This is a genomic window from Actinomadura sp. NAK00032, assembly GCF_013364275.1.
Taxonomy (GTDB): domain Bacteria; phylum Actinomycetota; class Actinomycetes; order Streptosporangiales; family Streptosporangiaceae; genus Spirillospora.
In genome coordinates this window covers 6,438,337-6,464,883 of sequence record NZ_CP054932.1, presented here as the reverse complement: position 1 = coordinate 6,464,883, position 26,547 = coordinate 6,438,337, and the positions used below count along the sequence as shown (strand labels likewise).

The following is a 26,547-nucleotide window of genomic DNA, read 5'->3' as shown; positions in this document are numbered from 1 at the left end:
GGATCTCTCAGTGGTCCCGGCGGGTGACGAAGTCGGCGATGCGGAGGAACTCGGTGCGGGCGGAGTCCGGCATCCGGACCGACAGCAGGTGCTCGGCGGCGCGCTGGACGCGGCTCTCGGCCTCGATCTCGGCCCACGCGCGCCCGCCCGCCGCCTCGACCAGCGCGGCGGCCCGCGCCAGGTCCTCCTCCGGCGGCTCGGGCCGCACGTACAGCTCGGCGAGCCGGGCTCCCTCCGGCGTGCCGGAGTTCAGCGCCGCCACCACCGGCAGCGACATCTTGCGGGACCGCAGGTCCGACATGGCCGGCTTCCCGGTGGTCGCGGGATCGCCCCAGATGCCGAGCAGGTCGTCGGCGAGCTGGAACGCGACGCCGAGGTCGGTGCCGAACGCCTCCAGCGCCGCCGCGAGCGGCTCGGGCGCGTCGTCCAGGACGGCGCCGATCGAGCAGGAGCACGCCAGCAGCGCGGCGGTCTTGTCGGACGCCATGGCGACGCACTCGTCCACGCCGACCTGGCGGCGGGTCTCGAAGTCCATGTCGAGCGACTGGCCGGCGATGAGGCGGCGGGTGGCGGTGGACAGCGCGCGCGCCGCCCGCGCCGAGCCCTGCCCCGGCGCCTCCAGCAGGACCTCGCCGGCGAGGGCGAGGAGCGCGTCACCGGTGAGGATCGCGGACGCCTCGCCGAACACCGTCCACGCCGCCGGGCGGTGCCTGCGCGTGCGGTCGCCGTCCATGATGTCGTCGTGCAGGAGCGAGAACGCGTGGACCAGCTCCACCGCGACTGCGCCCGGCAGGGCGCTCTCCGGCGGCGCCACCGCGGCGCGGGCCGACAGCAGCGCGAGCGCGGGGCGCAGCGCCTTGCCCGCGGGCGCCTTGCGCGGATGCCCCTCCTCGTCCGTCCAGCCCAGGTGGTAGGCCGCGACGCGGTAGGTGCGCGGATCGAGCCGGCCGACGGCGGCGCGCAGCGCCCCGTCGACCAGCTCGCGGACATCGGTCATCGAGACCGGAACTGCGGTCACCGGCCCCTCACCTCCTCCAGGTGGCGACGGATCGGGATCGGCTGGAGGTCGGCGGGCACGCGCGCCGCGCGGTCCGGCAGGCCGGTCCGGTCCGGCAGGCCGGCCAGGTGGCGGCGGACCAGCCGCGCGGCGGTCAGGCCGCTGCGCACCGCGCCCTCCATCGTGTCGGGCCAGCCCGTGTCGGTCCACGCGCCGGCCAGGAACAGCCCCGGCGCGCGCGTGACCGCGCCCGGCCGGGCCGCCGCGGTGCCGGGCCGCTGCCGGAACGTCGCCCGCCGCTCCCGCGTCACGAACAGCTCCCGGACGGCGGCGCCGCGCGCGGCCGGCAGCAGCCGCCGCAGCTCCGGGACGAACCGGGCGCGCAGCTCGGCGGTCGGCAGGTCGACCCAGCGGTCGGCGGCCGACAGCGACACCGCCAGGTACTGGCCGCGGCGCAGCCCGCTGACCGCCGTCCGGTCGAACACCCACTGGACGGGCGAGGCGACGGCGGCGGCGAACGGCGCGTCCATGACCTTCCGGTCGTAGACGACGTGCACGTTCACGATCGGGCTGGCGTCCAGCTCCGGCCAGCGCAGCGGGTCCGGCAGCGCCTGCGCGGGCAGCAGCCGCGCCGCCGCCTCGTGCGGCACCGCCATGATCACCGCGTCGGCGGCGATCGGCACGCCGTCCACCACCACCTTCGGGTCGGTGGTGACGGCCTCGACCTTCGCCTTCAGCCGGACGGTGCCGCCCATCTCCGCGATGCGCCGCAGTGCCGGGCCGCCGTGCAGCTCCTCCAGCGGGACGAGCGGCACCCCGATGTCGGCGGCGTCGGCGCGGCTCAGCAGCGCCCGCCTGCACACCATCGCGGACAGGCCGAGCGCCGCCTCGTCCACCTCGGCGTTGAGCGCGGCGGTGATGAACAGCCCCCACAGTGCGTTGCGCGCCCACGTCCGCTGCCCGTGCTCGGCCAGCCACGTGCCCGCCGCCATCGTGTCGAGCGCGGGGTCGGCGGGGTCCAGCCGGCCCAGCGCCAGCGCGGCGCGCACCGCCCGCGCCCGGTCGGCGGGCGCCAGCGGCGAGTACCGGGCCAGCGCGGGCACCAGGTGCAGCGGGCTCGGCAGGTTCGCCCGCCGCAGCCGCGCCGCGTTCGCGCCCGGCCGCAGGACGGGGACGTCGAAGCGCTCCTGCACCTCCACCAGGTGGTCGGCGCGCAGCCTGCGCAGCAGCCCCTGGTACGCGGTGCAGCAGCGCAGGAACACGTGCTGCCCGTTGTCGACGCTCAGCTCGCCCCGCGCGAACGAGTGCGTCGCCCCGCCCAGCCACGGCCGGGACTCCACGAGCGTGACCGGCACGCCCGCCTCCTGCAGCGCGATGGCGGCGCTGATGCCCGCGAGCCCGCCGCCCACGATGACCACGCTCACCGCTCCACCCCCGACAGCGCGCGCGCCGCCACGACGGCCTTCTGCCAGGTCGGCAGCGAGACCCGTCTGTCCAGCGCGATCGCCGGGTGCGCCGCGATGCTCTCCAGCAGCCGCCGGTAGATGCCGGCCATCGCCGCCGTGCACGCGGCGCTGCGCCGGTCCAGCAGCGGCAGCAGCCGCAGCCCCTCCGCGTACCAGGCCCGCGCGCGCTCCGCCTGGAAGCCGACCAGCTTGTTCAGCCGCCACGGCGGGTCGATGAAGGCGCCCGACTCGTCCAGCTCCAGCGTGCAGCCGAACCGGACCAGGTCCTCCTTCGGGATGTAGGTGCGCCCGGCCAGCCGGTCCTCGCGCAGGTCGCGCAGGATGTTGGTGAGCTGCAGCGCCACGCCGAGCGAGTCGGCGAGGCCCTCCGCCCGCTGCCGGCCGTCCGACCCGAACACCCCGAGCGACAGCCGCCCGACCGTCCCCGCGACCCGCTGGCAGTACCGCAGCAGGTCGTCGAAGGTGTCGTAGTCGGCGCCGCGCACGTCGTTCTCGCAGCCGTCGATCAGCTCGTCGAACGCGGCGAGCGGGATCGGGTAGCGGCCCGCCGCGTCCGCCAGCGCGGTCAGCACCGGATGCCCCTCCAGCGCCCGGACGTCCGCGCGGCGCCGCACCACCTCCTCGACGGTCAGCAGCCGCTGCCGCGACCGGTCCAGCAGGTCGAGCCGCACGCACGCCGGCTCCGGGCCGTCCCCGATGTCGTCGATGCCGCGCGCGAACGCGTAGATCGCGCTCATCGCGCGCCGCTTCGGCGCGGGCATCAGCCGGATCCCGTAGGAGAAGTTGCGGGCCTCCTCGCGCACCACGCGCTCGCAGTGCCGGTAGGCCTCCACCACCCGCTCGGAACCCTCGCACGTCTCCGAAACCGTCATCGCACACTCCCTCTGAGAACCCGCGCCCAGCCGGCGGGCAGCGCGGCGTGCCGCGGGCGCAGCTGCCGGGCGAGGACGTCGTAGCGCCCGCGCGCCAGCGCCGCCAGCGCCGCGCGGCCCCCGGCGACGTAGCCGGCGACCGCGATCCGCGCCCATCCGGTCAGGCCCGCCATGAGCGGCGGCGCGCCCCGGTCCAGCAGCTCCGCCGCGCGGCCCGCCTGGAGCGCCAGCACGCCGCGCAGCCGCGTCGGCGTCGTCTCGCGGGCCAGGTCCTCCTCGGCGCAGCCGAAGCGGCGCAGGTCCGCGGTGGGCAGGTAGATCCGCCCGTCCCGGTAGTCCTGGCCGGCGTCCTGGCAGTGCTCGACGACCTGCAGCGCGGTGCACACGTCGTCGGACGCCGCCTCCAGCGCCGGCCGGTGCGCGCGGAACAGGTGCAGGACGATGCGGCCCACCGGCGCGGCCGACAGCGCGCAGTACCCGGCCAGGTCATCGAACGTCTCGTAGCGGTGGACGACCTGGTCCTGCCGGTTGGCCCGGACCAGGTCGCGGAACGGCGCCTCCGGGATCCGGTGCGCGTGCACCGCCCCCGCCAGCCGCCTTAACTGCGGCAGGTTCGGCGTCCGCCCGGCGAACACGCGGTCCAGGTCGTCGTCCACGAGGTCGAGGAGCTTGGCCCGCTGCTCGGGCGGCGCCTCGTCGCCGATGTCGTCGACGAGCCGCGCGTAACCGTAGACGGCCCGCAGGCCGGCCCGGTGCCGGGCGGGCAGCAGCCGCGCGGCCACCGGGAAGTTCTCCCGGGCCGCGAGCCGGTCCAGCGCGCGATCGTGCTCCGCGGCGCTCCAGAGCGGTTCAATGATCACCTTGGAGAGATCGACCGGGACGGCACGAGAGAAACTCTGGCCAAGGTATGGACTTATTTAAACGCTGCGCGGTGTGCCCTGGACCGTTGCAGGGGGCGCGGCGCCGCCGCCATTGAACAGGGCGTTCCCCGGCGGGCGCCCGGCCCGGTGATCAGTAGGCTCGGGGAATGGCGACCCACGAACGCGAGATCACCGCACCCGTCGACCTGTGCCTGCCGGACGGCCGGCTGAACCCCGACGCGGTCGGCTGGACGCGGCGCCCCCTGCACCGCGCGAACCTGCGCGGATGGGGCCGGGTGAAGCGCTGGGAGTACTGGGGGATCGTCACGCCGAGGCACATCATCGGCCTGGTGGCCTCCTCGCTCGACTACGCCGGGGTGCACGGCGTGTGGGTGCTCGACCGCGAGACCGGCGAGGAGACCGCGAAGGACGCGGTGGTGCCGTTCGCGCGCGGCGCCGTGTTCCCCGACCGCAGCGGCGAGGGCGAGGCGTCCGTGCGCGGCGGGGGAGCGGCGGTCGGCGTCCGGCAGCGCCCGTCGGGGTCGCGGGTGCGGGCGCTGGTGCCGGGCCTGGTCGACCTCGACGTCGAGGTCCCGCTGCCGGACGGGCACGAGTCGCTCGGCGTGGTGATCCCGTGGGGGCCGAGGCGCTTCCAGTACACGGTGAAGGACGTCGGGCGGCCCGTGCGGGGGCGGCTCGCGCTGCCGTCGGGGGAGCACGAGATCGGCGAGGGCGCCTTCGCCGTCCTCGACCACGGGCGCGGCAAGTGGCCGTACCGGATGACGTGGAACTGGGCCGCGGCGAGCGGGCCCGGCCTCGCGCTGCAGTTCGGCGGCAAGTGGACCGACGGCACCGGCATGACGGAGAACGCCGTGTTCGTCGACGGCCGGCTCCACAAGATCGGCGAGGAGCTGGCCTGGAGCTACGACACCTCCGACTGGACGCGCCCCTGGACCATCACCGGCAAGCGGGTCGAGGTCGAGTTCCGCCCCTTCCACGAGAAGGTCGCGCGCACCGAGCTCGGCGTCGTCGGCACCGAGACCCACCAGTGCTTCGGCCACTTCACCGGGCGCGTGCAGGCCGACGACGGCGCGTGGATCGGCGTCGACGGCCTCACCGGGTGGGCGGAGGAGGCCCGCCAGCGCTGGTGACCGCCCCGCCGGCCGCGCCGGTCAGGCGCGCGTTCACCGAACGCACCAGGTCCTCGGGGAGCTTGCACACCTCGCGGTCGTAGGTGAGGAGGCCGTTCAGCTCGTCCTCCACGTCCGACAGCTGCGTGTAGACGGTGGCGCTGAGCCCGCGCGGCACCGCCGGGGCGATCTGCCGCGCGTGCAGCCGCGCGAACGCGGCGCCGAGCCGGTCGGCGGAGTCGTAGCGCTTGTAGCCGAAGTCCTCGTCGTTGAAGGCGTGGCCGTCCACCCGCAGGTTGTATCCGCCGTATTCGGACAGGACGAGCACGCGGTGGTCCGCGCGGCGCGGGACGCGGAACTTGCGGAAGTACACGTGCAGGCTGCGCAGGTCGCCGGCGCCCTGGTCGTGCCATCCGCTGGCGTGGTCGATGGTCCGCGTCGGGTCGAGCGCCCGCACCTCGGCGGCGATGTCCGCCGCGTCGAACTGGCCCCAGCCCTCGTTGAACGGGACCCAGACGGCGATGCTCACCACGTTGCGCAGGTGCTCGATCGTGTCCCGCGTCTCCTCGCGGAAGCGCGCGCGGGAGCCGGGGTCGTCGCGCCGGAAACGCTTGTGCCTGCGGTCGTCGAGGCGCAGCGGCAGCACGGCCGGAGCCGTGACGACCTCCGGACGATACGGGCCGCCGCCGTTCACCATGTCCTGCCACACGAGCATGCCGAGCCGGTCGCAGTGGTAGTACCAGCGCAGCGGCTCCACCTTGATGTGCTTGCGGAGCATCGTGAAGCCGAGCCGCTTCATCGTCGCGATGTCGTGCACCAGCGCCTCGTCGGACGGCGCCGTGTACATGCCGTCCGGCCAGTAGCCCTGGTCCAGGACGCCGGCGTGGAAGTACGGGCGCCCGTTCAGCAGCAGCCGGGGCACGCCCGCCTCGTCCGGGCCGACGCCGAACGACCGCATCCCGACATAGCTCTCGACACGGTCGGTGCCGAGTTCGACGGTGATGTCGTAGAGGAAGGGGTCTTCGGGGCTCCAGGGGCGGACGTCCGGAATGTCGATCCGGACCGGTTCGCCCGCCGGCGCCTCGGCGCGGGCGACGACCTCGCCGCCGGCGCCGATCTCGATCCGGGCCGCGTCGCGGGTGCTCGCGTGCACCGTGACCTCGACGCACGCGTCGTCCAGATGCGGGACGAGCGTCAGCCACTCGACGTGCACCTCCGGCACGCACTCGATCCACACCGTCTGCCAGATGCCGGACTGGGCCGTGTACCAGATGCCGCCCCGCTTGAGGCTCTGCTTGCCCCAGCCCCGGTCACCGGCGTCCGAGGGGTCCTCGACCTCCACCACCAGGCTGCCGGCGCCGTCCTCCAGGAGGTCGGTGATGTCGAAGGAGAACGGGAGGTAGCCGCCCTCGTGCCGGCCCGCCTCCCGGCCGTTGACCGTCACCCGGCACGTCTGGTCGACGGCCCCGAAATGCAGCAGGACCCGGTGCCCTTCGGGGTGGAACCCCTCCGGCAGCCGGACGTCCCGCCGGTACCAGAGCGTCTCGTGGGGGAGCAGTTGCCGGCCGACCCCCGACAGCGGCGACTCGGGCGAGAACGGGACGATGATCTCGCCGTCGTACTCTCGCGGCCCCTCCGGAGCGGTGTCGTCGAAGGAGTACTCCCAGCGCCCGTTGAGGCTGAGGTGGCTGCCGCGGACGAGCTGCGGCCGCGGATACTCCGGCAGCACCGCGTCCGGGTCCAGCGTCGTGCCCCACCTGGTGAGCAGTGTCATCCCACGGCCTCCTCGTCCGGCGTCCGCGCGTCCCGGCGGCGCAGCGCCAGCACCGGCGGGACGATCAGCACCAGGACCGCGGCGGCCGCCAGGAAGATGGCGGGCGTCGGGACGTGCTTGAGCACGCCCAGGTCCTCGTAGCGCTCGTCCGCGCCCTTGATGACGGCGGCGCCGAGGGACGGTCCGATGATCATAGGGATGAGGATGGCGAACACCATCCGCAGGCCCTGCACGTGCCCCGCCCGCCCCGGCGGCGTGTAGTCCCGGACGAGCGCGCCGACCGGGGCCAGCACCAGCATGAACCCCGACATCAGCACCAGCCCCGCCCCGATCACCGGGACCATGCCGCGCGCGAGCGGCATCAGCAGCAGCCCCGCCGCGTACACCGCGACCGCGGGCGCGAGGAACCGCGCCTTCCCGATCCGGTCGATGACCCGCCCGGCCAGCACGCTGACCGCCGACGCGCCGGTCAGCACGACGGCGAGCACCAGCGCGTAGCCGTCGATGTCCAGGTACCGCTCCAAATAGATGATCAGGTAGGGCAGGAAGACCTGCGTGGAGATCCCCCACACGCACCAGGCGGACAGCGCCAGGTACAGCCCGGGGTTCGCGCGCATCGCCGACGGCCGCAGCCCGTGCACGAGCGCGCCGAGGTAGCCGCCCTCCTGCCGCTCCACCGGGCGGTCCCGGACGAACGCCCAGGCCAGGACCCCCGCCACCGCGATGATCACCCCGATGACGAGGAAGAACAGCGACCACTGGCTGTCCCGCGTCATCCAGTCGAACCCGCCGAAGACCACCAGCATCGACATCAGCGGCATCACGGCCAGGACGGACTCGACGCGTCCCCGGTTCTGCGTCCGGGTCACGTCCGTCACCCACGCCTGGAAGCTCGCGTCGTTGGCGCCCGACCCGAGGAACGACATCACGCAGTCGAGGACGACGACGGTGACCACTGCGACCACGACCGCGTCCGCGAACGGCGCGACCTGCGCGACCGTGTCCACGCTGACCAGCCCGAACGCCGCCGTGGACAGCCCCCACACCACGTATCCGGCGGCGATGAAGGCGCGCCTGCGGCCCAGCCGGTCCGACAGCGCGCCGATCGCCAGCGTCGCGGCGGTCGCCGCCACCGCGCTCGCCGCGACCATCGCCGCGATCACGTCGGGGTTCCCGCTGATCGTGTCGTAGACGAACACGTTCAGGTACATGTTCTCGACGGTCCAGGCGAGCTGCCCGACGAAGCCGAGCAGGACCAGCATGGTCCAGAGCCGCCGCCCGAGCGGCGCGTTGTCACCCGTTGTCACGCACGAACAGTACAAGGAGCACTTACTGGACGTCCTGCGCCGGACCGCTTGCATCCGCCCGGGAACCGGGTTCTCATGTGATCTCAGGCACAAGATCGGAGTCGGAGGACCGGGGGGATCGGGGGCGTCCGACGAACGCCGCATGAAAGGGGGCCCTGTGAGGCTCATCGCCATCCCACTGCTCGCGTCCGCCCTCGCCCTGACCGGGGCGGTCCCGGCCGCGGCCCAGCAGGGCGGACGGGACCCGTCCGCCGTCGTCCGCACCGACCTCGGCCCGGTGCGGGGCCAGTTAGCGGACGGTTACCGGCTCTTCCAGGGCATCCCGTTCGCCGCGCCGCCGACCGGGAGCCTGCGCTGGAGGGCGCCGCAGCCGGCGCGCCCGTGGCAGGGCGTCTACGACGCGACCGCACCGCGCGACCAGTGCGCGCAACTCCCCGCGCCCTACGGCGGCCCGACGTCCTACGCCGAGGACTGCCTCTACCTGAACGTCACCACACCGGACAGTGCGCGCCGCCACCGGCGCGGCCTGCCCGTCATGGTGTGGGTGCACGGCGGCGGCAACGTGACCGGCGCCGGAAGCATCTACAACGCCGCCAAGCTCGCCACGCGCGGCGACGTCGTCGTGGTCACCGTCAACTACCGCCTCGGCCCGTTCGGCTGGCTCGCGCACCAGGGCCTGGAGACCGGCGCCGACCGCCGCTACCAGGCCGGCAACTACGGCCTGCTCGACCAGCAGGCGGCCCTGCGCTGGGTGCGGCGCAACGCCGCGGCCTTCGGCGGCGACCCCCGCAACGTGACGCTGTTCGGCGAGTCCGCCGGCGCCCAGGACGCCTGCGCCAACCTCGCCTCGCCCACCGCGGCGGGCCTGTTCCACAAGGTCATCGCGCAGAGCTTCACCTGCACGGCGCCGGCGCGCACCGAGGCGTCGGCCGAAGGCGAGGGAGCGGCGCTCGCGGCGGCCGTGGGCTGCGACAAGGGCTCGCCCGCCGCCGACACCGCGTGCCTGCGCGCGGTGCCCGTGAAGACGCTGCTGGAGACCTTCGAGGCCAAGGGCCTGAACGTGGGCCCCGTCGCGGGCGGCGACCGGGTCCTGCCGCGTCAGCCCGAGCAGGCGATCGCCCAGGGCAGCTTCAACCGGATGCCCGTGATGCACGGCAACACCCTGGACGAGATGCGCCTGTTCGTCTCGCTCTCCTTCCCGCAGCCCATCACCGCGGCCCAGTACGAGGACATCATCCGCTCCAGCTACGGCGCCGCCGCCGACGCGGTACTGGCGCGCTACCCGGCGTCGGCCTACTCCGACCCCAGGCTCGCACTGGCCGCTGTGCAGACGGACTCCAACGAAGTGCTCTCGCCCTGTGCGCACCAGGACGCGTTCCGGCGGCTCAAGCGGGCCGGCGTCCCCGTGTACGCGTACCAGTTCGCCGACCGCGCGGCTCCTCCGATCCTCGACGTGCCCGGCTTCGAGGAGGGCGCCGCGCACGCCAGTGAGCTGACGTACCTGTTCCCGGGCCTGCTCGGAGACCTGAACCCGGAACAGACCCGCCTCTCCGACGCCATGGTCGGCTACTGGACGTCCTTCGCCCGCGACGGCAGGCCGCAGGCGCGCCGCACCCCGCACTGGCCGCGCTTCCGCTCGCCGGACGACGTCCTGTCCCTCGCGCCCGGCAACGGCGGCATCCACCCGACCGACACCGCCGAGAACGGCAACTGCTCCTTCTGGAGCGGCCTCGGATCCTGACCCGCCGACCGGCTAGCCGAGGCGCTCGGCGAGGTGGACGGTGACCTCGTCACCGACGTCCTTGCCGAGCGCCCGGCGGATCTCCGCCTTCACGGCCAGCTTGTGGTTGCCGTCACCGAGCGCCATGAACGAGCCCTGGAACGGCTGCCCGTCGATGGTGCCCTTGACCTTGACGAGCCCGCGTGTCTGGAAGAACTCCGCCGACTCGGGCCAGATGACGTACGTCCACCCGCCCTTGGCGGAACTCTTCTGCAGGCGGGCCGTGAACTCCGTGTCGAGCTTCATGGTCTTGGGCTGAGCAGTGGTCATCTGACGTCCCCTCCGGGTGCTCGCGCTCTCATATTCGTTCCGTCCTACTGGGGCAGACCGTCCTGGTCGGTTGGACTCATCGGTGCCCGAAGCGCCATGTGCGTGTTTCCGAGCCGCGGCCAGTCCGGTGCGGTCAGGCGGCCCACCACGGGGACGTTCACCAGTCGAGGAGCAGGCCGTAGCCCTCTTCGGCCGCCTCCTCCATCCAGCGGAGCGTTTCGTCCGGGGAATCGTCGTCCAGGAACTCGCTGAAGGACGGCGGTTGCGTCACGTGGACCTTCTGGTTGGCGGGCACGCGCCGATTCCACTCCCGAGCGAGGCCGGCGTAGGGCGCGGCGTCGATGTGGCGGGCCGCGCAGGCCGCGCCCCAGCGTGGGGCTGGGCTCACGGTGGGAACCGGCCGGGACAGGATGCGTTCCCGTACGTCCACCAGTTCAGGGCGGACGGCCCACGCGTTCGTGCGGGAGACCGCGTTCAAGGCCCGCTGCCGGAGCGATGCCCACTCGTCGGTGAGGCGTCGGCCAGTCGAGTAGGCGTGCCAGGCGCGCAGGTACGGCCGGTGCCCGCCGTCCCGGACCTCCTCGACGTGGGTCCGCCACCGCCGGAGGTGCGAGGCCAGCTCGTCCGGCGGGAAGCTCCGGTACATGGCGAAGCGCCATTCGGCGGGTAGTAGAGGGGTGAGGACGAGCGCGTTCACCCGGTGCGAGTTCCCGGCGCCGGTGTCGACGTCCACCAGGCCGGTGATGTCGGGGCCGTCGGCGGGCTCGGGCATGTCCAGGTGGCCGAACTCGTCGGGGAACCAGCTTCCGGACGCGGCGAACGCCGCCCGCTGGGCTCGCACGGCCGCCCCGAAGGCGTCCGCGTCGCGGCGGGGGCGCATGCGGTACCAGTCGACGCCCATGCCGCCGCATCGTAGGGTGCAAGTAGCTTGATGTCGAGATAAATTGGGGATAGCTTGACGTCAAGAGAAATCCGGCGGAAGTTAGGCTGCCCTGGTTGCCGGTCATGTCCGCGACTAGGGCAGGATCAAGGTAGACGAGACCACCCGTCCCGCCGCTTCGGGCCGGCCCAGGGGACGGGGAGTACTGAAGATCAAGACGAGCGCCGCGCGCTCATGTCCCGGACCGGACGCGCGGTGGCGACGGAGGAGGAGTCCGTGTCCGCGAACAGCTTCGGCAGCCTTGACAAGCTGCAGGTTGGCGACAAGTCGTACGACATCTATCGGCTGGACGCCGTCGAGGGCGCGGCCCGTCTCCCGTACAGCCTGAAGGTGCTGCTGGAGAACCTGCTGCGCACCGAGGACGGCGCGAACGTCACCGCCGAGCACATCCGCGCGCTCGCGCAGTGGGACTCCCAGGCCCAGCCGAGCAAGGAGATCCAGTTCACCCCCGCCCGGGTGATCATGCAGGACTTCACCGGCGTGCCCTGCGTCGTCGACCTCGCCACCATGCGCGAGGCCGTGCGCGACCTCGGCGGCGACCCCACGAAGATCAACCCGCTCGCGCCGGCCGAGATGGTGATCGACCACTCGGTGATCGTCGACTACTTCGGGACGCCGCAGGCGTTCGAGCGCAACGTGGAGCGCGAGTACGAGCGCAACAAGGAGCGCTACCAGTTCCTGCGCTGGGGGCAGACGGCGTTCGACGAGTTCAAGGTCGTCCCGCCGGGCACCGGCATCGTCCACCAGGTGAACATCGAGCACCTGGCGCGCGTGGTGTTCGACCGCAACGGCACCGCCTACCCCGACACCTGCGTCGGCACCGACTCGCACACCACGATGGAGAACGGCATCGGCGTGCTCGGCTGGGGCGTCGGCGGCATCGAGGCGGAGGCCGCGATGCTCGGCCAGCCGATCTCGATGCTCATCCCGCGCGTCGTCGGCTTCAAGCTGACCGGCGAGCTGCCCGCCGGGACGACCGCGACCGACCTCGTGCTGACCATCACCGAGATGCTCCGCGAGCACGGCGTCGTCGGCAAGTTCGTCGAGTTCTACGGCGAGGGCGTGCACGCGCTGCCGCTGGCCAACCGCGCCACGATCGGCAACATGAGCCCCGAGTTCGGCTCCACCTGCGCGATCTTCCCGATCGACGACGAGACGCTGAAGTACCTGCGGCTCACCGGCCGCGACGAGGAGCAGATCGCGCTCGTCGAGGCGTACGCCAAGGCGCAGGGCCTGTGGCTCGACCCGTCCGTGGAGCCCGACTTCTCCGAGTACATGGAGCTGGACCTCGGCACGGTCGTCCCGTCGCTGGCCGGCCCGAAGCGCCCGCAGGACCGCATCGCCCTCTCCAACGCCAAGGCGACCTGGCGCCGCGACGTGCAGAACTACGTCGAGAGCGTCCTCGGCGCGCTGGACGAGGCCTCCAACGAGAGCTTCCCGGCCTCCGACACCCCGGCGATCACGCAGGAGACCGCGGGCGACAAGCCCCGGCACGTCGACGCCAACGGGTCCGGCCGGCCGCACAAGCGCGTCGCGGTGAAGCTGGACGACGGCACCGAGTTCGAGCTCGACCACGGGCACGTGGCCGTCGCCGCCATCACCTCCTGCACCAACACCTCCAACCCGTACGTGATGATCGGCGCGGCGCTGCTGGCCAAGAACGCCGTCGACAAGGGCCTCACCCGCAAGCCCTGGGTGAAGACCTCGCTCGCGCCCGGCTCGCAGGTCGTCACCGACTACTACGAGCGCGCCGGCCTCACCCCGTACCTCGACAAGATCGGCTTCAACCTCGTCGGGTACGGCTGCACCACCTGCATCGGCAACACCGGCCCGCTGCAGCCGGAGATCTCCAAGGCCGTCAACGACAACGACCTGGCGGTCACCGCGGTGCTGTCCGGCAACCGCAACTTCGAGGGCCGCATCAGCCCCGACGTGAAGATGAACTACCTGGCGTCGCCGCCGCTGGTCATCGCCTACGCGCTGGCCGGGACGATGGACATCGACATCCTCAACGACCCGATCGCCGAGGGCACCGACGGCCCGGTGTACCTGCGCGACATCTGGCCCGCGCCCGAAGAGGTCGCCTCGATCGTCGAGTCGTCCATCGGGCAGGAGATGTTCACCGAGAGCTACGCCGACGTCTTCAAGGGCGACGAGCGCTGGACCGGCCTCGACATCCCGACCGGCGACCTGTTCGAGTGGGAGGCCTCGTCGACCTACGTCCGCAAGGCCCCCTACTTCGACGGCATGGGCGCCGAGCCGGAGCCGGTCACCGACATCCACGGCGCCCGCGTGCTGGCGAAGCTGGGCGACTCGGTCACCACCGACCACATCTCCCCGGCCGGGGCCATCAAGGTCGGCACCCCCGCCGCGCAGTACCTCCAGGACAACGGCGTCGAGATCAAGGACTTCAACTCCTACGGCTCGCGCCGCGGCAACCACGAGGTCATGATCCGCGGGACGTTCGCCAACATCCGGCTCCGCAACCAGCTGCTGGACGGCGTCGAGGGCGGCTACACCCGCGACTTCACCCGGGACGGCTCGCCGCAGGCGTTCATCTACGACGCCTCGCGCAACTACATCGAGCGCGAGATCCCGCTCGTGGTCATCGCGGGCAAGGAGTACGGCTCCGGCTCGTCGCGCGACTGGGCGGCCAAGGGCACCGCGCTGCTCGGCGTCCGCGCCGTCATCGCCGAGTCCTACGAGCGCATCCACCGCTCGAACCTGATCGGCCTCGGCGTCCTGCCGCTGCAGTTCAAGGACGGCGAGTCCGCCGAGTCGCTCGGGCTGACCGGCACCGAGACCTTCGACATCACCGGCGTCACCGCGCTCAACGAGGGCGGCGTCCCCGAGGAGGTCACGGTCAAGGCCGACGGCAAGGAGTTCGCCGCCACCGTCCGCATCGACACCCCCGGCGAGGCGGACTACTACCGCAACGGCGGCATCCTGCAGTACGTCCTGCGCAACCTCATCCGCAAGTAACCCGCACCACCGCGACGGGCCGCTCCCACCAGGGGGCGGCCCGTTCCGCGTTCAGTGGTCGACGGCGAGGCGGAGGCCGAAGCCGATGAAGGCCGCGCCGGTCAGTTGCTGGAGGCGGCGCTTCACGGCGGGGCGGGACAGGGTCCGGCGGGCGGCCGCGGCCGCGCCGACCAGGAGGGCGAGCCACAGCAGGCTCTCGGCGGCGTGGATGACCGCGAACAGCATGCTCGTCCAGAACACCGAGGCGCCGTCCGGGACGAACTGCGGCAGCAGGCTCATGTAGAAGGCGCCGACCTTGGGGTTCAGCAGGTTCGTGGTGAGGCCCGTGCGGAAGGCGGTGAGGCCGGACGTCCGCGCCTCAGCGGGTTCGGCGGTGTCCGGCGTCCGGCGGCGGGCGGCCCAGAGGGCGCGCGCGCCGAGCCACAGGAGGTAGCAGGCGCCGGCGACGCGCAGGACGTCGAAGGCCAGGCGGGACGCGGCGAGCAGCGCGGTCAGCCCGACGGCGCTCGCGAGGGCCCAGCACATCAGCCCCGTCACCACCCCGGCGGACGCGAGGAGGCCGGTGCGGCGCCCGGCGGCCACGGTGCTGCGCAGGACGAGCATCGTGTCGACGCCCGGCATGATGGTCAGGAGCGCGGCCATGGCGGCGAAGGCGAGACAGGCGGTCGGCACTGGGTAATGATCCCCCGGTGACTCCGAAGGGACAAGAAGGCTGAACATGAACAAAATCGGTGAACTGGACGTCTTCCCGCTCTGCCTGGGCGGCAACGTCTTCGGGTGGACGGCCGGCAAGGAGCGCTCGTTCGAGATCCTGGACGCCTACGCGGCGGCCGGCGGCAACTTCGTCGACACCTCCGACTCCTACATGGCGTCCGCGCCCGGCAACAGGGGCGGCGAGTCCGAGACGATCATCGGGGAGTGGGCGCAGGCGCGCGGCAACCGCGACGACATCGTCATCGCGACCAAGGTGGGCCGCCATCCCGAGCGCCGGGGCCTCGCCCCGGCGAACATCAAGGCCGCCGCCGACGACTCGCTGCGGCGGCTCCGCACCGACCGCATCGACCTGTACTACACGCACTTCGACGACCCGTCCGTCCCCGTCGAGGACATCATGACGGCGCTGGACGAGCTGGTCACCGCCGGCAAGGTCCGGCAGATCGCGGTGTCGAACATCGAGCCCGACCGGCTCGAGGCCTCGCTGGCGTTCAGCGAGCGCGAGGGCACCGCCCGGTACACCGCCATCCAGCCGCACTACAACCTCGTGTCCCGCGACACCTACGAGGGGCCGCGCCGCGACCTCGCCGAACGGCACGGGCTGGCCGCCGTCCCGTACTACGGCCTCGCCTCCGGCTTCCTGACCGGCAAGTACCGGCCCGGCGCCAAGGTGGACAGCGTGCGCGCCGGCAGCGCCGCCGAGCACCTGGAGAGCGAGCGCGGGCAGCGCGTGCTGGCGGCGCTCGACATCGTCGCCGGGGAGCAGGGCGCCGCCGTCGCGACCGTCGCGCTGGCCTGGCTCGCCGCGCAGCCGACCGTCGCCGCGCCCATCGCCAGCGCCCGCACCCTCGACCAGCTGCCGCCGCTCGTCGAGGCGGCCCGCACGACCCTCACCGACGACCAGCTCAAACGCCTCACCGAGGCCTCCGCCTGAGCCCGCGGGCCGGCCGGGAGGTAGCGTCGGCGGGCGTGCCCCCTCTCGACTTCCTCCTGATCGGCGGGCTGGCCGCGCTGGCCGGCGCGATCGTGCAGGGCAGCGTCGGCCTCGGCGTCGGCCTGGTCGCGACCCCGGTCGTGACGCTGCTGTACCCGTCGCTGATGCCGGGCTCGATCCTGGTCGTCGCCTTCGTCCTCCCGCTCGCCACGCTCGCGCGGGAGGTCGGGCACGTCGACTCGCGGGGGCTCGGCTGGGCGTTCGGCGGCCGGCTCGCCGGGACGCCGTTCGGGGTGTGGCTCGTCGCCGCCGTCCCCGCTCGCGCCCTCGGCGTCGTGATCGGCACCGTCGTCCTCGCCGCGCTCGCGATGACGGCCGGGTCGCGGGTGGTGCCGCGCAACCGCCGGACGCTCGCCGCCGCCGGGGTCGTCTCGGGCATGACCGGGACCGCCTCCAGCATCGGCGGCCCGCCGATGGCGCTGCTCTACCAGCGCGAGAGCGGCCCCCGCGTGCGCGCGACGCTCGCGCTGTACTTCGCCGGCGGCGCGCTGCTGTCCCTGGCCGTCCTCGGCGCCGCCGGGCACCTGCCCGTCAGGCAGGTCGTCGCGGGCGTTGCGCTGCTGCCGTTCGTCCTCGCGGGCTTCCTCGTCGCCGGGCCGCTGCGCCGCCGCCTGGACGCCGGACGGCTCCGGCTGGCGCTGCTCATCGTCGTCGGGACGTCCGCGGTGGTGCTGATCGTCCGTAATCTGGTCTGATGCGTCCCACGAAGGCCGACCTGGCGGCCGCCCGCGACCGGGTCATCCCCGACGTCCTGCCGCCGGACGGCGGGACGCTCCGCGTGCTGTTCAGCGGCATCAACCCGGGCCTGTACTCCGGCGCGACCGGATACCACTTCGCGCGCCCCGGCAACCGCTTCTGGCCGGCGCTGCACCGCTCGGGCTTCACCGACCGCCTCCTGGACCCGTCCGAGCAGGACCTGCTGCCCGGCTACGGCCTCGGCATCACGAACCTGGCGCACCGCACCACGGCCCGCGCCGACGAGCTGACCGACACCGAACTCCGCGAGGGCGGGCTGCGCCTGCACGCGCTCGTCGAACGCCACCGCCCCGCTTACCTGGCGGTCGCCGGCGTCACCGCCTACCGCACGGCCTTCGGCCGCCCCCGCACGCGGATAGGCCCGCAGGACGAGCAGTTCGGCCCCGCGAGGCTCTGGGTCCTCCCGAACCCGAGCGGCCTGAACGCGAGCTGGCCGCTCGACCGCATCGCCGCCGAGTTCGCCCGCCTCCGCGAAGCCGCCGAGGCCCTCAGATGTCCGTGAGGTGCTTGGGGCGTTGTCTGAGGACCTCCGGGTCGAACCGGACGGTGAACGGCTTGTCGGCGGCTATCTCGACTTGCAGGGTGTCCCCGGCCTTCGCCGCCTGGTCGAGCCGGTAGGCGCCGGCCTTCTTTCCGCTGGGCCCGGTCTCCCCGTCGGCCAGCACGAAGATCTGGACGACGGGTTCGGGTGTGTAGTCGACCAGCCAGTACTGAGGGATCCCCATCGCCGCGTACTCCTGGGGCTTGCGGAAGCGGTCCCTGCCCTCGCTTCCGCTCCGCGGCGAGACGACCTCCACTACGAGGAGCAGGTCCTGGCCCGGAATGGTGGTCCGGCACTCGCCGTCGAACCACGATTCGGCGATATCGCCGGGGACCGCGATCACATCGGGCTTGCGGACGCCCGCGGCCGTGCTGATCTCCCAGTCCCCGCCTCGATCGACGTATATGTCGGCGCCGGCCTGTGCCGCGGCGGCCTCGATGAGTTCGTGCAGCCTCCGGTAGGCGATGTTGTGCAGTGGGTTCGGAGACAACTCGACCAGCCACCCGTCCTCGAGTTCAAGGCCTCGGCCTTCGTCCTCTCGGGCGTGCAGGTCCTCCACCGTGTACGGGCCAAGCCCGCCATGATCATGCGCGATGCTCACGTGCCGCTCCCGTTGGTGGCATGACGAATCCATGCAGGGACTACGTTACCCCGCCCGACTTCGACGACCTAGGGTAGTGGCTCTTTTACTCTCAGTTGGCACTGTTGAGAGATGCGGTGGCGAACATGGTGTCGACCTCGTTGAGCAGGCTGGGGGTCGGCTGCCAGAGGTCGGTGCGGCCGAGGGCCACGATGGGGCGGGGGAGGGGGCGGATGCCCGTGAGGTGCCAGTGGTGGTGGCCGCGCTCCGCCCAGGGGCCGCAGTCGCAGGCGGCGCCGCGGGTCGCCGCCGAGCAGACGTCGTCGAGGTCGGCGACGGCGATGACGGCGCCGATGGTGGCGAGCGGGTCGCGCGGGTCCCAGCCGGCGGCCCGGATCAGCGGCGAGTCGCACGCCTTCAGGTCGACGCGCATGGAGGCGTGGATGAGGAGGGGGCCGCGGTAGGCGGTGGGCAGGCTCTGGTTCGAGACGGACTTGCCGCCGCGCGCGATCGCGAACGCCCAGGGCTGCTGAACACTCATCGCCTGCACGCGGCCACCTCCATCACTCGCCCGGTCTCCGTCGACCCGGGATCGCCGAGGCTCCGGCGGGACGCCGGTATGCCGCGCGACGATGCCCGAGAGGCTAGGCGCATCTCGGCAGAATTGCCAACGGAGCGGTCGAAAGGGTTGATGTCCGTCACGGGACGGCTGCCGGGCCGTTCGATTCCCATGCGGATCTCCTTCGATCATCCATGTGACGCCTGAGGCGGGTGTGGGGTTGACAAATTTGTCACCCCTTTAGTGCCCCCGCCATTAGGCCGCGCATGAAGAACCGTCCGAGCAGCAGATACACCAGCAGGGTCGGCAGCGACGCCAGGAGCGCCGAGGCCATCTGCTGGTTGTACTGGACGGCGACCGCGCCCGAGCCCGCGGTGTTGTTCAGCATCACCGTGACCGGCCAGCTGTCGGGGGCACCGAGGAACACCGCGAACAGGAAGTCGTTCCACATCGAGGTGAACTGCCAGATCAGCGTCACCGCGAACGCGGGCGCCGACACCGGCAGCACCACCGACCAGTACGTGCGCAGCATGCCGGCGCCGTCCACGCGGGACGCCTCGATCAGCTCGTCCGGAATCGTGACGTAGTAGTTCCGGAAGATGAGCGTGCAGATCGGGATGCCGTACACGACGTGCGCGAGGACCAGGCCGCGGATCGTCCCCGACAGCTCCATGTCCGTCAGCAGGCCCGCCAGCGGGATCATGACCGCCTGGTAGGGGATGAACATGCCGAACAGGAACAGCGTGAAGACGACGTCCGCGCCCGGGAACCGCCACTTGGACAGCACGTAGCCGTTCAGCGAGCCCAGCACCGCCGAGATCAGCGAACCGGACACGGCGATCTTGACGCTGTTCTCCAGGCCGGGCTTCAGGGTGTCCCAGGCCGCGCCCCAGCCGGAGGTGCTCCAGTGGCTCGGCAGGCTCCACGCGCTGCTCGGGTCGGCCTCGTCCAGCGGCTTGAAGCTCGTGACCACCAGCACGTAGACCGGGATGAGGAACAGCAGCACGAACGCCAGCAGGACGGCCAGCTTCACCGCCTGCACGGCGCCGGACGAGCGGCGGCCCGGCGCGCCCACGGCGGTCATCGGGTCCGCTCCGAGCGCACCGACCAGACCAGGTACGGGATCACCAGCACCGCGACCGCGACCAGCATGTAGGTGGCGATGGTGGCGCCGTTGGCCGGGTCGTGCCGGTCGAAGATCTCCACGTAGGTGGCGATCGCCGGCACATAGGTGATGATCTGCTTGCCCGCGATCGCCATGATCAGGTCGAACACCTTCAGCGAGATGTGCCCGAGGATGATCAGCGCGGACAGCGTCACCGGCCGGAGCTGCGGGAACACCACGTACCGGTACACCTTCCACTCGGACGCGCCGTCCACCCGCGCCGCCTCCCGCAGGTCCTCCGGGACGCTGCGGAACCCGGCCAGGTACAGGGCCATGACGTACCCGGACATCTGCCAGATGGCGGGGAGGGCCATCGCCGCCATTCCCCAGTCGGGGTTCTGCCACCAGCTGTTCGACAGGAACCCGAGATGGAGCTTGTCGAACAGCTGGTTGAAGCCGACGGCGCGCTGCGGCGGCGCCGGGTTCATCAGCCACCGCCACACCACGCCGCTCGCGATGAACGACACCGCCATCGGGAACAGGTACACGACGCGGAAGCCCGCCTCCGCGCGGATGCCCTTGTCCATGAGGAACGCCAGGAACGCGCCGAGCACCAGGGCGCCGACGACGAACACGGCCGTGAACAGCAGCGCGTGCTTCACCGCGCCCGGCCAGCTCGGCTGGTCCCACAGGTCGACGAAGTTCCTGCCCTTGTCGAACCCGTACTCGGAGACCTCGTCGTGCTTGCCGCTCAGCGCGACCCGGGTGTTCCAGAACAGCAGCCCGTAGACGAACAGGCCGATCGCGACGATGGACGGCGAGACCAGCAGCAGCCCCGGCAGCCATCGGCGGGCGCGCCTGAGGAACGACGGGCGATGCTCCTCGGACGCGCCCCGGCGGCCGGGGTCCGCTGCTTTCAGGCCCTCTTCCGAGGCCGTCACTGTCCGCTGTTCTTGGCCGCGCTCACCAGCCCCTGCTGGAGCTTGGCCACGTCCCGGTTCTGCAGGAACAGGCCGATCGCGGTGTCGATGTCGGTGTGCCACTTGTTGTTGGCGTTCACGCCGTGCCAGAACGAGCCCGCGAGCTTGGTCTGCGGGTTGTTCCACTCCTCGAACGCCGTCTGCAGGTAGCCGGTGTAGAGGCTCTTGTCGGCGTCCTTACGGGCGGGGATGGAGCCCTTCTTCGGGTTGAAGAGGTCCTGGCCCTCCTTGCTGGACACCTCCTTCAGCCACGCCTCCGCGCCCGCGCGGTGCGGCGCGCCCTTGGGCAGGGTGAAGCTGTCCGACAGCCACATGTAGGTGCCCGCGGTGCCCGGCGCCGGCGCGAACTTGAAGTCGGTGTCGAGCTTCTTGCCGAGCCCGTTCGGGGCGGTGCCGACGAAGTACCCGTACGCCCAGTCGCCCATGATGTTGAACGCGGCCTTGTCGTCCACGACGGCCTTCGCGGCGCCCTGCCAGTCGGTGGACGCGGCCTCCAGCGTCGTGTACTTCATGATCTCGCCGAACTCGTTCAGCGCCTTGGTGACCGCGGGGCTGCTCCAGTCCGCGCCCGGCTTCCACAGCGCGTTGTAGGCGTCGGTGCCGAGGCTGCCGAGCAGGACGTTCTCCAGCAGGTGGTCGGCCGTCCACTGCGCGCCGAGCGACAGCGGCACCTTCTTCGTCTTGTCCTTGACGGCCTTCAGCGCGGTGATGAACTCGGGGATCGACTTCGGCGGGCCGGCGACCCCGGCGTCCTTCAGGATGTCCGGGTTGTACCAGAGCACGTTGGACCGGTGGATGTTCACCGGCACCGAGTAGATGTGCCCCTTGTAGGTGATCTGGTCGAGGAGCTGCTGCGGGTAGACCGACTTCAGGTTGTTCTGCTGGTAGAAGTCGTCCAGCGGCTCGATCTGCCCGGCCTTGATGTAGTCGAGCAGCTCGGCGCCCGCGTGGCCCTGGAAGGAGTCCGGCGGCTTGCGGTTCTGCAGCCGGCTCGCCAGGACGGCCTTGGCCTGCGTGCCCGAGCCGCCGGCGATGGCCGCGTTGACGAACTTGGTACCGGGATTCTTCTTCTCGAAGTCGGCCTGCATGGCCTTCAGCCCGTCGGCCTCGCCTGGACCGGTCCACCAGGAGAAGACCTCGACCTCGGACTTGTCGTTGTTCGATCCGCCGCCGTCGTCGCCGCCGCAGCCCGACATGGCGAGGGCACCGGTCATCGCCACGGCCGCGAACACCGTCCAGCGGCGCCGGAAAGCACGTACTCGCATCGTCCGTCCCTTCGGTTACCCCGGGGAGGCCAGCGTCCGTTCGGACGCGCGCACCGGTCAACACGTGGGACGGAAAAGTGATCAAGAGGTGATGCGCGACGAAACGGGCGTCGTGCGGGCCCTCGGACGGTCCGCCGGACGCCCTACCAGGGAAGGGCCGGCGGCAGGTCGGCCGGCCCCGCGTCCGGCCAGTCGAGCGGGGCGCCGAGCGGCGCCAGCTCGGCGAGCTGCAACCGGTACCAGGGCGAGGACTCGGGGCGCCCGGCGAGGTCGAGGCACTGCTGCCACGTCCACCACTCGGCCGCCTCCACCTCGGCGGGGTTCGGCCGCAGCGGCCCGCCCGCCGGGACGACGGCGCGCACGACCGGGCACCGCTCGTGCTCGACGGTCCCGTCCGCGGCGACGGCCCGGTACTGGAACCGGGGCAGCGCGGACGTCAGCGCCGCCTCCGGCATGCCGAGCTCGTCGCGCAGCCGCCGCAGGACCGCGTCGCGCAGCTTCTCGCCGGGGCCGGGATGGCCGCAGCAGCTGCCCGTCCAGACCCCGGGGAAGGTGCGCTTGTCCAGGGCGCGCCGAGTGATCAGGACACGACCCTCCGTATCCACCACATAGCAGGAGAAAGCCAGGTGGTAGGGCGTGCGTTCGTGGTGGCTGGAGCTCTTCGGAGCGGTTCCGACGGCTTCGTCATCCGCGTTGAGCAGCACGATCTCTTCGACGGCCATGCTCTACTCCTACCCCATCCCTGCCGCGGGGGTCAGTCTTTTCGCACCCGCCGCGCGGGCGGGGTGCGGCGCGCCGCGGGCGAACCGGGATTAAACTCGGAACGGCCCGAGCGAGGGGAGACCCGATCCCCGACGGAGGAGTTGAAACGAGTGAGCCTGCTGGAGTCGATCACAGGTCCCGACGACCTCAAACGACTGGACGGCGGTCAGCTGCCTCGGCTCGCGGAGGAGATCCGCGAGTTCCTCGTCCAGGCGGTCTCCAAGACCGGCGGGCATCTGGGGCCCAACCTGGGCGCGGTCGAGCTGACGATCGCGCTGCACCGCGTCTTCGACTCGCCGCACGACAAGATCCTCTTCGACACGGGGCACCAGGCCTACGTGCACAAGATGCTCACCGGGCGGCACGACTTCGAGCTGCTGCGCAAGCGCGGCGGCCTGTCCGGCTACCCGAGCCGGGCCGAGTCCGAGCACGACATCATCGAGAACTCGCACGCCTCGACGGCGCTGTCCTACGCCGACGGGTTCGCCAAGGCGTTCCAGCTGCGCGGCGAGGACGACCGCGCCGTGATCGCCGTCGTCGGTGACGGCGCGCTGACCGGCGGCATGTGCTGGGAGGCGCTCAACAACATCGCCGCCGGCGTCGACCGCCCGGTCATCATCGTCGTCAACGACAACGGCCGGTCCTACTCGCCCACCATCGGCGGCCTCGCGTCCCACCTCGCCGACCTGCGCGTCACCCAGGGCTACGAGAACGCGCTCGACCTCATCAAGAAGACGGTGCCGCGGGCGCCCGTCGTCGGCACGGTCGCCTACGAGGCGCTGCACGGCATCAAGAAGGGCCTCAAGGACGTCCTGCAGCCGCAGGCCATGTTCGAGGACCTCGGCATGAAGTACGTCGGCCCGATCGACGGCCACGACGAGGACGCCGTCGAGCGCGCCCTGCGCCGCGCCCGCGGGTTCGGCCGCCCGGTCATCGTGCACTGCATCACGACCAAGGGCCGCGGCTACGCCCCCGCCGAGAACGACACCGAGGACTGCATGCACGGCGGCGGCGCGTTCGACCCCGCCACCGGCAAGTTCGTCACCAAGAAGACCGGCCCCGCCTGGACGAAGATCTTCGGCGAGGAGATGGTCGCGATCGGCGGGGAGCGCCGCGACGTCGTCGGCGTCACGGCCGCGATGCTCCACCCGACCGGGCTCGCGCCCTTCGCCGAGGCCTTCCCGGGCCGCGTCTTCGACGTCGGCATCGCCGAGCAGCACGCCGTCACCTCCGCCACCGGGCTCGCCATGGGCGGGCTGCACCCGGTCGTGGCGGTGTACGCGACGTTCCTGAACCGCGCGTTCGACCAGGTCCTGATGGACGCGGCGCTGCACCGGCAGCCGGTCACGTTCGCGTTGGACCGCTCCGGGGTGACCGGCGACGACGGCGCCAGCCACAACGGCATGTGGGACATGTCGATCCTGCAGCTCGTGCCGGGCCTGCGCGTCGCCGTCCCGCGCGACGGGGCGCGGCTGCGCGAGCTGCTGCGCGAGTGCGTCGCCGTCTCCGACGGGCCGACCGCGATCCGCTACCCCAAGGGCCCGGCGGCCGACGACATCGAGGCGATCGACCGGGCCGGCGGGATGGACGTGCTCGCCCGCCACGACGGCTCCAACGGCACCCGCGTCCTGCTGGTCGCGGCGGGCTCGATGGCGACGCCCGCGGTGGAGGCCGCCGCGCTGATCGCCGCGCAGGGCATCGGCGTCACCGTCGTCGACCCGCGCTGGGTGAAGCCGCTCGACCCGGCGCTGCTCGACCTCGCCCGCGACCACGCGCTCGTCGCCGTCGCCGAGGACAACGGCCGCACCGGCGCCGTCGGCGACGCCGTCGCCCGGCTGCTGCGCGACGCCGAGGCCGACGTCCCGATCCGCACGTTCGGCATCCCGCAGGAGTTCCTCGACCACGCCTCGCGCGGCGAGATCCTCGCCGACATCGGCCTGACGCCGCAGGCGCTCGCCCGCGACATCACCGAGTCGGTGGCCCGCATCACCTCCACCGAGGCCGAGACCGCCGAGGCGTCGAAGGCGTCCGAGGCGGCGTCCGAGAGCTCGAAGGACAAGCCCTGACCGGCGGGCGCTAGACCCCGTCGGCCGACAGCAGCTGCCAGAAGTGGGTGATGGACGCGGCGGACGTGCCGAGTTCGCGTCCCGAGTACGTCCATCGCCCGCGCAGCCGCCACGGGCGGCCCGCCCCGTCCTGGACGAACACCTGCAGCGGGAAGCAGGCGTCGTGCGCGCGGATCACCCCGGCCGGGTCGACCGAGGGCGCGAGCCGGGGGCGGCCCTCGCAGCGCACGCCCATGACGGACGTGCGCGGGTCTTGGCGCAGGAGTCCCTGTGTCAGGTCGTACACGAGTACGGACACGTAGTCCGGGCCCAGCCACCTGAGGTCGGGGACCGTCTCGGGTGGGGGGAACCCGTACAGTTCTGGACCGCCGGTCACACGCCGCACCGTAGCGCCCGGGTCACATGCCCGTCACTACTTTCCCGGTGGGAATTCGCGCGCGGCCGGATGCGGCGGGCGGTCAGTCGCCGCCGCGGCAGGCGGACGTCATCGCCTCCCACCGGGCCAGCTTGACCCGTTCGCCCCGGTCGAGGCTGCGCGCGAGCGCGATCTCGGCGGCGTCGAGGTTCAGCCAGTCGGTGTAGGTGACGACGGGCAGCCCGCGCGACTCCAGCAGCTCCTCGATGGTGTGCTTGCGCTCGGGCTCGGTGCCGGCGAGGTCGGCCAGCAGGTTGCGGACGGTCTCGGCGGCGTCGGACTTGTTGGTGCCGACGACCCCGGACGGCCCGCGCTTGATCCACCCGGCGACGTACTCGCGGGGGATCTGCGCGCCGTCCGGGCCGATGATCCGGCCGCCGTCGTTCGGGACGACGTAGGAGCGCTCGTCGAACGGGACGCCGGCGAGAGGGACGCTCTGGTAGCCGACCGACCGCAGCACCAGGCCGACGGGCAGCGTCTCGAACTCGCCGGTGCCGGTGACGCGGCCCGACTCCTCCAGCCGGGTCCGCTCCAGCTTCAGGCCCTCGACGCGGTCGGTGCCGATGATCTCGGCGGGCGCGCGCCAGAACCGGACGTCGATGGAGCGGGGGCGGTCGGCGGCGGGCTCGCCCGTCCAGCCGTTGAGGACCTTGACGTTGCCGCCCGTCTTGCGGTCGCTCGCGGCCAGCTCGGCGCTCGCCGGGTCGAGCTCCATGTCCTCGGGGCGGACGTGGATGCTCGCGCTGGGCAGCTCGCCCAGCTCGCGGGCCTCCTTGGTGGTGAACTTCGCCTGCGCGGGGCCGCGCCGCCCGATCATGTGGATCCGCTTGACCCGGCTGCGCGACAGCGCCTCGATGACCTGCTCGGGGACGTCGGTGTCGCGCAGCTCGTCCGCGGTCTTGGCGAGGATGCGGACGACGTCGACGGCGACGTTGCCGACGCCGACCACCGCGACCTCCTCCACGGACAGGTCGAACTCGTGGTCGGCGGCGTCGGGGTGCCCGCAGTACCAGTTGACGAAGTCGGTGGCGGCGACGCTGCCGGGCAGCTCCTCGCCGGGGATGCGCAGCTGCCGGTCGACCATCGCGCCGGTCGCGTAGACGACGGCGTCGTAGCAGCCGAGCAGGTCGGCGCGGGTGATGTCGCGGCCCAGTTCGACGCAGCCGAAGAACCGGACGGCCGGGTTCTCCAGGACCCGCTGCAGGTACTTGGCGATCGACTTGATCGACGTGTGGTCGGGTGCGACGCCGTAGCGGACCAGCCCGTACGGGGTCGGCAGCCGGTCGAAGACGTCCACCCGGACGTCGCCGTCGGCCTGCTTGACGAGGGCCTCGGCGGCGTAGATCCCCGCCGGACCGGATCCGATCACCGCGACGAGCACTGGAGAAGCCATGCGGGTCATTGTGCCTACCCGGCGCGGGAAATGACACCG

At 72.2% G+C, this 26,547-nt stretch carries 24 protein-coding genes; 7 read left to right on the top strand and 17 right to left on the bottom strand.

What is annotated here, in order from left to right; genetic code table 11:
* Positions 1–7: 7 nt before the first annotated feature.
* From HUT06_RS29490 to hpnC, 4 genes are read right to left on the bottom strand one after another with little or no spacing between them, the layout of a single operon-like run.
* The gene (locus HUT06_RS29490) at positions 8–1,018 is read right to left on the bottom strand and encodes a polyprenyl synthetase family protein (RefSeq protein WP_176198692.1); all 1,011 of its coding nucleotides are present in this window, start codon (positions 1,016–1,018) and stop codon (positions 8–10) included.
* A complete protein-coding gene (gene hpnE / locus HUT06_RS29485) occupies positions 1,015–2,421 on the bottom strand; it encodes a hydroxysqualene dehydroxylase HpnE (protein WP_254715450.1) in 1,407 nt (468 codons plus the stop codon). Before hpnE ends, HUT06_RS29490 begins: the two co-directional genes overlap by 4 nt.
* Positions 2,418–3,335, bottom strand: coding sequence for a squalene/phytoene synthase family protein (locus tag HUT06_RS29480; protein WP_176198691.1), 918 nt, complete (start codon positions 3,333–3,335; stop codon positions 2,418–2,420). Before HUT06_RS29480 ends, hpnE begins: the two co-directional genes overlap by 4 nt.
* Positions 3,332–4,195: a squalene synthase HpnC gene (gene hpnC, locus HUT06_RS29475; protein WP_176198690.1), complete on the bottom strand. Its 864-nt coding sequence runs from the start codon at positions 4,193–4,195 to the stop codon at positions 3,332–3,334. The genes HUT06_RS29480 and hpnC overlap by 4 nt, the downstream gene beginning before the upstream one ends.
* A gap of 167 nt (positions 4,196–4,362) precedes the next feature.
* Here hpnC and HUT06_RS29470 point away from each other — a divergent pair, with 167 nt between their 5' ends.
* Complete coding sequence (locus HUT06_RS29470) at positions 4,363–5,346, top strand: DUF2804 domain-containing protein (protein ID WP_176198689.1); 984 nt, start codon at positions 4,363–4,365, stop codon at positions 5,344–5,346.
* Here the strand turns inward: HUT06_RS29470 and HUT06_RS29465 are convergent.
* Together HUT06_RS29465 and HUT06_RS29460 are read right to left on the bottom strand one after the other, a co-directional pair.
* Entirely contained in the window at positions 5,309–7,099 is a 1,791-nt protein-coding gene (locus tag HUT06_RS29465; RefSeq protein ID WP_176198688.1) for a glycoside hydrolase family 2 protein, read from the bottom strand. The genes HUT06_RS29470 and HUT06_RS29465 overlap by 38 nt on opposite strands.
* The gene (locus tag HUT06_RS29460) at positions 7,096–8,406 is read right to left on the bottom strand and encodes an MFS transporter (protein WP_254715449.1); all 1,311 of its coding nucleotides are present in this window, start codon (positions 8,404–8,406) and stop codon (positions 7,096–7,098) included. Before HUT06_RS29460 ends, HUT06_RS29465 begins: the two co-directional genes overlap by 4 nt.
* 157 nt (positions 8,407–8,563) lie before the next feature.
* Between HUT06_RS29460 and HUT06_RS29455 the strand changes: the two genes are divergently transcribed.
* Positions 8,564–10,147: a carboxylesterase/lipase family protein gene (locus HUT06_RS29455; RefSeq protein WP_217711510.1), complete on the top strand. Its 1,584-nt coding sequence runs from the start codon at positions 8,564–8,566 to the stop codon at positions 10,145–10,147.
* A gap of 12 nt (positions 10,148–10,159) precedes the next feature.
* On the opposite strand, the gene HUT06_RS29450 is transcribed toward HUT06_RS29455, so the two are convergent.
* The gene (locus HUT06_RS29450) at positions 10,160–10,456 is read right to left on the bottom strand and encodes a DUF1905 domain-containing protein (protein WP_217711509.1); all 297 of its coding nucleotides are present in this window, start codon (positions 10,454–10,456) and stop codon (positions 10,160–10,162) included.
* A 157-nt stretch (positions 10,457–10,613) separates the two neighbouring features.
* On the bottom strand, positions 10,614–11,357 hold the full coding sequence (locus tag HUT06_RS29445) for a hypothetical protein (protein WP_176198685.1): 744 nt from the start codon (positions 11,355–11,357) through the stop codon (positions 10,614–10,616).
* Between the two features lie 255 nt (positions 11,358–11,612).
* On the opposite strand from HUT06_RS29445, the gene acnA reads away from it, so the two are divergent.
* Positions 11,613–14,378, top strand: a complete 2,766-nt coding sequence (gene acnA / locus HUT06_RS29440) for an aconitate hydratase AcnA (protein ID WP_302931841.1) — start codon at positions 11,613–11,615, stop codon at positions 14,376–14,378.
* Positions 14,379–14,429: 51 nt separating this feature from the next.
* On the opposite strand, the gene HUT06_RS29435 is transcribed toward acnA, so the two are convergent.
* On the bottom strand, positions 14,430–15,050 hold the full coding sequence (locus tag HUT06_RS29435) for a LysE family translocator (RefSeq protein WP_217711508.1): 621 nt from the start codon (positions 15,048–15,050) through the stop codon (positions 14,430–14,432).
* 46 nt (positions 15,051–15,096) lie between these two features.
* Here HUT06_RS29435 and HUT06_RS29430 point away from each other — a divergent pair, with 46 nt between their 5' ends.
* From HUT06_RS29430 to mug, 3 genes are read left to right on the top strand one after another with little or no spacing between them, the layout of a single operon-like run.
* Positions 15,097–16,026 (top strand): aldo/keto reductase, encoded by a 930-nt coding sequence (locus tag HUT06_RS29430; protein ID WP_176198682.1) that lies wholly within the window; start codon positions 15,097–15,099, stop codon positions 16,024–16,026.
* A gap of 35 nt (positions 16,027–16,061) precedes the next feature.
* Positions 16,062–16,781, top strand: coding sequence for a sulfite exporter TauE/SafE family protein (locus tag HUT06_RS29425; RefSeq protein WP_176198681.1), 720 nt, complete (start codon positions 16,062–16,064; stop codon positions 16,779–16,781).
* Complete coding sequence (gene mug / locus HUT06_RS29420) at positions 16,781–17,344, top strand: G/U mismatch-specific DNA glycosylase (protein WP_176198680.1); 564 nt, start codon at positions 16,781–16,783, stop codon at positions 17,342–17,344. Before HUT06_RS29425 ends, mug begins: the two co-directional genes overlap by 1 nt.
* Here mug and HUT06_RS29415 read toward each other — a convergent pair.
* The 6 genes from HUT06_RS29415 to idi form a co-directional block, all read right to left on the bottom strand.
* Complete coding sequence (locus HUT06_RS29415; RefSeq protein ID WP_254715448.1) at positions 17,331–17,984, bottom strand: Uma2 family endonuclease; 654 nt, start codon at positions 17,982–17,984, stop codon at positions 17,331–17,333. The genes mug and HUT06_RS29415 overlap by 14 nt on opposite strands.
* Positions 17,985–18,075: 91 nt before the next feature.
* Positions 18,076–18,504 (bottom strand): hypothetical protein, encoded by a 429-nt coding sequence (locus HUT06_RS29410; RefSeq protein ID WP_254715447.1) that lies wholly within the window; start codon positions 18,502–18,504, stop codon positions 18,076–18,078.
* Between the two features lie 250 nt (positions 18,505–18,754).
* Entirely contained in the window at positions 18,755–19,606 is an 852-nt protein-coding gene (locus HUT06_RS29405) for a carbohydrate ABC transporter permease (protein WP_176198677.1), read from the bottom strand.
* The gene (locus HUT06_RS29400; RefSeq protein WP_254715446.1) at positions 19,603–20,568 is read right to left on the bottom strand and encodes a carbohydrate ABC transporter permease; all 966 of its coding nucleotides are present in this window, start codon (positions 20,566–20,568) and stop codon (positions 19,603–19,605) included. Before HUT06_RS29400 ends, HUT06_RS29405 begins: the two co-directional genes overlap by 4 nt.
* Entirely contained in the window at positions 20,565–21,872 is a 1,308-nt protein-coding gene (locus HUT06_RS29395; RefSeq protein WP_254715445.1) for an ABC transporter substrate-binding protein, read from the bottom strand. Before HUT06_RS29395 ends, HUT06_RS29400 begins: the two co-directional genes overlap by 4 nt.
* Positions 21,873–22,015: 143 nt before the next feature.
* Complete coding sequence (gene idi / locus HUT06_RS29390; RefSeq protein WP_176198676.1) at positions 22,016–22,594, bottom strand: isopentenyl-diphosphate Delta-isomerase; 579 nt, start codon at positions 22,592–22,594, stop codon at positions 22,016–22,018.
* Positions 22,595–22,744: 150 nt separating this feature from the next.
* Between idi and dxs the strand changes: the two genes are divergently transcribed.
* A complete protein-coding gene (gene dxs, locus HUT06_RS29385) occupies positions 22,745–24,700 on the top strand; it encodes a 1-deoxy-D-xylulose-5-phosphate synthase (protein ID WP_176198675.1) in 1,956 nt (651 codons plus the stop codon).
* Between the two features lie 10 nt (positions 24,701–24,710).
* Here the strand turns inward: dxs and HUT06_RS29380 are convergent, their stop codons facing one another.
* Both HUT06_RS29380 and HUT06_RS29375 read right to left on the bottom strand, forming a co-directional pair.
* Positions 24,711–25,076 (bottom strand): hypothetical protein, encoded by a 366-nt coding sequence (locus HUT06_RS29380; protein WP_176198674.1) that lies wholly within the window; start codon positions 25,074–25,076, stop codon positions 24,711–24,713.
* Between the two features lie 82 nt (positions 25,077–25,158).
* A complete protein-coding gene (locus tag HUT06_RS29375; protein WP_176198673.1) occupies positions 25,159–26,517 on the bottom strand; it encodes an FAD-dependent oxidoreductase in 1,359 nt (452 codons plus the stop codon).
* Positions 26,518–26,547: the final 30 nt, after the last annotated feature.

Excerpts from the sequence above, each read along its gene's own strand:
- HUT06_RS29465 (WP_176198688.1), bottom strand. The coding sequence starts at position 7,099 with ATGACACTGCTCACCAGGTGGGGCACGACGCTGGACCCGGACGCGGTG.
- HUT06_RS29450 (WP_217711509.1), bottom strand. The coding sequence starts at position 10,456 with ATGACCACTGCTCAGCCCAAGACCATGAAGCTCGACACGGAGTTCACG.
- HUT06_RS29430 (WP_176198682.1), top strand. The coding sequence starts at position 15,097 with ATGAACAAAATCGGTGAACTGGACGTCTTCCCGCTCTGCCTGGGCGGC.
- HUT06_RS29375 (WP_176198673.1), bottom strand. The coding sequence starts at position 26,517 with ATGACCCGCATGGCTTCTCCAGTGCTCGTCGCGGTGATCGGATCCGGT.
- HUT06_RS29395 (WP_254715445.1), bottom strand. The coding sequence starts at position 21,872 with ATGCGAGTACGTGCTTTCCGGCGCCGCTGGACGGTGTTCGCGGCCGTG.
- mug (WP_176198680.1), top strand. The coding sequence starts at position 16,781 with ATGCGTCCCACGAAGGCCGACCTGGCGGCCGCCCGCGACCGGGTCATC.
- HUT06_RS29405 (WP_176198677.1), bottom strand. The coding sequence starts at position 19,606 with ATGACCGCCGTGGGCGCGCCGGGCCGCCGCTCGTCCGGCGCCGTGCAG.
- HUT06_RS29480 (WP_176198691.1), bottom strand. The coding sequence starts at position 3,335 with ATGACGGTTTCGGAGACGTGCGAGGGTTCCGAGCGGGTGGTGGAGGCC.
- HUT06_RS29410 (WP_254715447.1), bottom strand. The coding sequence starts at position 18,504 with ATGAGTGTTCAGCAGCCCTGGGCGTTCGCGATCGCGCGCGGCGGCAAG.
- idi (WP_176198676.1), bottom strand. The coding sequence starts at position 22,594 with ATGGCCGTCGAAGAGATCGTGCTGCTCAACGCGGATGACGAAGCCGTC.
- HUT06_RS29470 (WP_176198689.1), top strand. The coding sequence starts at position 4,363 with ATGGCGACCCACGAACGCGAGATCACCGCACCCGTCGACCTGTGCCTG.
- HUT06_RS29445 (WP_176198685.1), bottom strand. The coding sequence starts at position 11,357 with ATGGGCGTCGACTGGTACCGCATGCGCCCCCGCCGCGACGCGGACGCC.